Annotated in this window: 4 protein-coding genes; all 4 read right to left on the minus strand. The window is 37.5% G+C overall.

Annotated elements, in window-relative coordinates; genetic code table 11:
* On the minus strand, positions 1-866 hold an 866-nt coding region (locus WMO25_RS14760), incomplete at its 3' end, for an N-acetylmuramoyl-L-alanine amidase family protein (protein ID WP_435384318.1).
* 16 nt (positions 867-882) lie between these two features.
* Complete coding sequence (locus WMO25_RS14765; RefSeq protein ID WP_349085937.1) at positions 883-1,014, minus strand: hypothetical protein; 132 nt, start codon at positions 1,012-1,014, stop codon at positions 883-885.
* Between the two features lie 83 nt (positions 1,015-1,097).
* The gene (locus WMO25_RS14770; RefSeq protein WP_349085938.1) at positions 1,098-2,102 is read right to left on the minus strand and encodes a hypothetical protein; all 1,005 of its coding nucleotides are present in this window, start codon (positions 2,100-2,102) and stop codon (positions 1,098-1,100) included.
* Positions 2,095-4,935, minus strand: a complete 2,841-nt coding sequence (locus WMO25_RS14775; protein WP_349085939.1) for a bifunctional glycosyltransferase/CDP-glycerol:glycerophosphate glycerophosphotransferase — start codon at positions 4,933-4,935, stop codon at positions 2,095-2,097. The genes WMO25_RS14770 and WMO25_RS14775 overlap by 8 nt, the downstream gene beginning before the upstream one ends.
* Positions 4,936-4,986: the final 51 nt, after the last annotated feature.

Raw genomic sequence — 4,986 nt, forward strand, 5'->3', positions numbered from 1 at the left:
CCTGGTTTTTCAGATTGCACAGTCCACCCTGTTGCCATCACACCTGTTCCCTTTTTGAAATAATACCAATAATTTCCCAGATGTTTTTCACCGTAATACATATGACCGTTAGATTGGTAATAATATGTATGATCATGATGCTTAGCCCATCCTGTTGCCATCACACCTGTACGCTCATGAAAATAATACCAATAACCATCTATATATTTCTCGCCATATGTCATATGTCCATCATTCTGATAATAATAGGTATGGTTATGATGTTTGCTCCACCCGGTTGCCATTACACCTGTTTTTTCATGGAAATAATACCAATAACCATCTATATACTTTTCACCATATGTCATATGTCCATCATTCTGATAATAATAAGTATGATTGTGATGGTTTGTCCATCCCGTTGCCATTACACCATCTTCATTAAAATAATACCAGACACCATCTATATTACGTTCTGCCCCTTTTAACATTACACCTAATGTTGGATGAAAATAGTATTGCTTTCCATCTAGTTCTTTCCATCCATAATGCATCTTTCCATCTTCATCATAATAATAAATTTTATCTGGTCTGTCAGTCTGAACAGTAATTCCTGTTGCCATGATGCCGCTTTCATTAAAATAATACCAGGCACCATCTATTCTTCTTTCACCTACAACTGGCTGATTATCAACATAATACATTTTTCCTGTCTCTGTTTCAATCCACCCTTGCATCGGAACATCTGTTTCAGTTTCAGACTCCGGTTCTGAATTGATTATCTCAGGATCAGACTGTCCTTCATCCAAAGTCGTTCCTAAAGAATTCACCCTATTTACACCGTCTGTATCCTTTTCTTCTTCCGTCTCGGTCTGCGCTTCACTCATCGTTTCAGATTCTGTTTCACTTAGACCCACCCGCAGTTTCCGTTGCCTGTTGTGTTCCAATCTCTGCTGCATAAACAGCGCCACAACCTAAAAACAATATGAGGCATAAAACCAGCATCATAACATTCCCTTTGAATAATCTTTTCATATCTGTCTCCTTCTTACAATTATACAAAGTTTCCAACTGTACCTATTTTTATTATTATATCATATAGCTAAATCATTATCACATCAAATATCCAAAATCTCCTGAACTAATGACTTATCAGCTGTCATATCCAACTCTTCAACCATTCTGGATGGATATTCCCCGTTTATCATTAATCGTACTGTTTCTGCCATATTTTCTTTATTTGTAATCATCTGATGTCTGCTCCGTTTATGCATATATTTTTCAAAACTATTATCGCTAAACTGAACAATTGCATAAGGGCGCCCCATGCTGGCAAACAGCGCACAGCTATAAGCATTATTACTCATTAAACAATCCGCACATGTCAATAACTGCTGCTTCATTGTTCCGGCTGAAAGATAAATAAATTTATTTCTATATACAGCATCCAGATATCTCGATGCAAATCGCAGATTCAGGCTGTTTGTCACAATAATCCAATCTTCAGGGAGAATGTCCAGCAATGCCTTCATATTCATCTCAGTATAATCATTTCGTTCAGGATTTGCTCTCTGACCGGTCAGGTTAATATACATAATTTTCTTCCCGATTAAATCTGTATATCTTTCCTCCAGCTGAGCCCTGCTCACCTGTTGATACGTCTGATCCGCTGCTTTTTCAAAGAACGGCAGCTGTACATCCCGGAGAATCTGAATTTCAGATTCTCCCATACATGAGCGAATTTTATCCGCCCAATAAGAAGACGGAACTACAACATGCGTATAGCCTTGCAGGAACTGCTGACAATTCTTTCGGTTCCATTTCATACGAAATAATATGTCAAAAGGTTCTAATAAAAGATAACGCTTAGTTTTGCTGCCCTCAATCACAAACTCTTCCGGCAAAAATCCTTCAATACCTACCCAGTCACTATCATAGTCTTTCAGAGCTCCTGCTTCATACAACATACTGCGGACCTGGTTTTTTTCCTTCGCTTCTCTGTTTCCCAGGAAATAATGTACTGAGCATCCAGAATCATTTTTCTGCAATTCATCCTTTAAAATAAAAAAATCATATCTGCTTGAAGATGCATACAGGCTGAGCAAAGTTATATTCTTATTCATTCCTCTGTCCTCCTATATAACGATTAATAATTCCTGCTATTCTTTCTGTACTGTGACCGTCACATGCAGACATGTACTTCTCAATGAACTTCTGGTGTTTCTCAGTCACAATCTGTTTTTCCGGATGTTCCAGATAACCGGCAAAACTTTCGTAATCTTCAAAAATCTCCCCCGGAAGATCATGATCATAGTCCAGATAGAAACCACGATTGTAAATAGCCTTGTCATAGCAATAAAAAACAATCGGCTTATTTAACAATGCATACTCAAAAATAACAGATGAATAATCTGTTACCATCAAATCTGACACAAACATCAAATCCCCCGTACTGATATCCCGGATTTCCTGAATATTAGGATAAGTTTTCGACAAGATTTTTTCTGTCATAACCGGGTGCGGTGCAATAATAAAGACTGTATTGTCTCCCAATCGTCGGCTCAAATCATCGAAATCAATATCCGGTTTAAATTCCGAACGCTTTGCATTCTTATCTCTGAATGTCGGCGCATATAAAATGATCCGCTTGCCTTTCCATTTAGGATATTTCTCAAGGATTTCATCCTGCTTGTGCTTTATAACCGTCTGATCAAAATACATATCCGTTCGCGGTACACCCAGCGCACTTACTTTTGCAACATCAATATCAAAAGCACTTGCATAAATCTGCCGGATGTTTTCTGCACTGACGCAGACAAGATTATACTGCATATGCGTTGCCTTTTCCTCTCGCATGGACAGATTGGTGCCATGGATACCGAATTTCTTGAATGCACCGCAGGCATGCCACAACTGAATAACTCTCTGTTCCGGTTTCATCGGAAATAATCTCAGATATCTTGCATAATCATCGACAATAATCACTTTGCTGGTTGCAAACTCATAATACATCTTCAGCTTCCATAAAGAATCGTGAGGCAGCATATGTGCGCAAATGATTTTATTGCCTTCAATCGAATCATAAATCGCCTTCAAATTGCCTTCCAGTTCATTCTCTTTTCGAATACTGTAGAATAAAACTTTATTCTGCACAGGAAGTTTACTAATCCAGTTAATTAAAGTCCTCTTTTTGCGATTTTCTTTTTTCTTTAACCTGGATGGCATCAGTTTTTTATAAATTTCCACAAGATCATTTTGAATCTGCTTATCATGCAAAGATCTTGCACTCGACGGCATTTCAATTTCATTGAAATAAGCAGCATCTGACGCTTTCAGGTATCGGATAAAGCTTTCATCGTCAATACCCTCTTCAAATACAATATTCACCTTTTGTGAAACAGCAAAATACGCTTTCTGCATGATTTCTTCCGTCAACACTGCTTTGCTTTTCGCAAAATCCGGTTTCAGATTTCTAAGAAAATCTACACGAATCATTTTATTTGGCAAAAATGCATCTCTCTTAGAATAGTCTCCAAATATTCTGAAGTTTTTCATGCTATTTATGGCACGATTATGCCATGAACACATAACCGCCTTATCTCCAATATTAATGTTCACAACACTGTCAAAAACATCCAGATTCATTTTGCGAATATTATGATACAGACGATAAAAAGCCCCTATTTCATAACTAAATCTATCCTCCGCAAAAACAATATATTCACCTGATGCAGCACCAAGCGCCTTCTGATAAAACTCTGTCTCCTCTTCACAGTCTATAAAAATAATATTCTCCTGCCAGACCTCATCGGTATCCATCATCGTTTTCATACCTAAAGGAACATAAATCAAAACAGGGATTAAAGTCTGGACAAATAAGGACTTCAAGCAACGATAAAATTCTTCCTTTCGTTCCGGATGTCCATAAAGGACTGCAGCCACCCTGCAGTCCTTCCTTGCTTCATCGTAACTGCCGTATAAATGATCAAAATCCAGTTCCGCATGATGCCCTGCCAACTGGTAATAAACATCCAGATTGACTTTTTGCAGCAGTCCATAAATTGTCTTTGCCAATAAATTCAATGTATTTTCTTCTATCTGCCAGAACTTCTTGTAGAACTGATTTAAAAGAACATTAATTTCTTTTTTCAGGAATTCATTCATATACTGATTCATTTCATCTTCATGATGGAGTAATTCACCAAAATCTGCATATTGAGAAAATTCTTCACGAATAGACTGCTTCAGATGTAAATAAATCAATTTATGTGCTGTCAGATAATCTTTGATCTTAGATGCATTCACCGTTGATGTTATCGATGACTGGATGGCAAATGGCATTCTTCGATAATGAAAAACAATATTATCACTGCCGGTAATCATTTTGGCATGGTGAACAAAATTCATTGTGAAAACGCCGTCTTCTGAATAGGAAATCGGTTCAAAACGGAAGCGATTAGATTCAATAACTGATCTTCGGAAAAGTTTATTGCTTAAGGAAAAGGTCCAAAGAATCCCTTTATCGTATTTGTCAATCACATCCTGCGATACTAATTCATCCAGATTCTTGACAGAAGTCAGTGAAACGCCATTGAAAATATCGTATTTTCCGATAACAAGATCTGCATCCATCCTCTTGGCTTTTTCATACATGATTTCTAGTGCATCTTCCACCAGTAAATCATCCGAATCAAAAAAGAATACATATTCACCCTCAACATGATTCAATCCGTTATTTCGCGCTGCAGATGGACCGCCGTTCTTCTGATCAATAATATGCATTCGTGTATCTCTTGCCGCATAATCTTCAAGGATTTCCCAGGAATTATCCGCTGATCCATCATTAACCGCAATAACCTCTATATCCTCTAATGTCTGATTCAGTATAGTATCCAGCGTTTCTGCCAAAAATTCTGCCGCATTATATACCGGTACAATAACTGAAACTTTCTTCATTATTTATTCCTCCGTGATCTGTTAGCGCTATTTAAGACTAACGCCATAATT

It is taken from the genome of Coprococcus intestinihominis (genome assembly GCF_040096555.1).
GTDB classification, from domain to species: Bacteria; Bacillota; Clostridia; order Lachnospirales; family Lachnospiraceae; genus Coprococcus_A; species Coprococcus_A intestinihominis.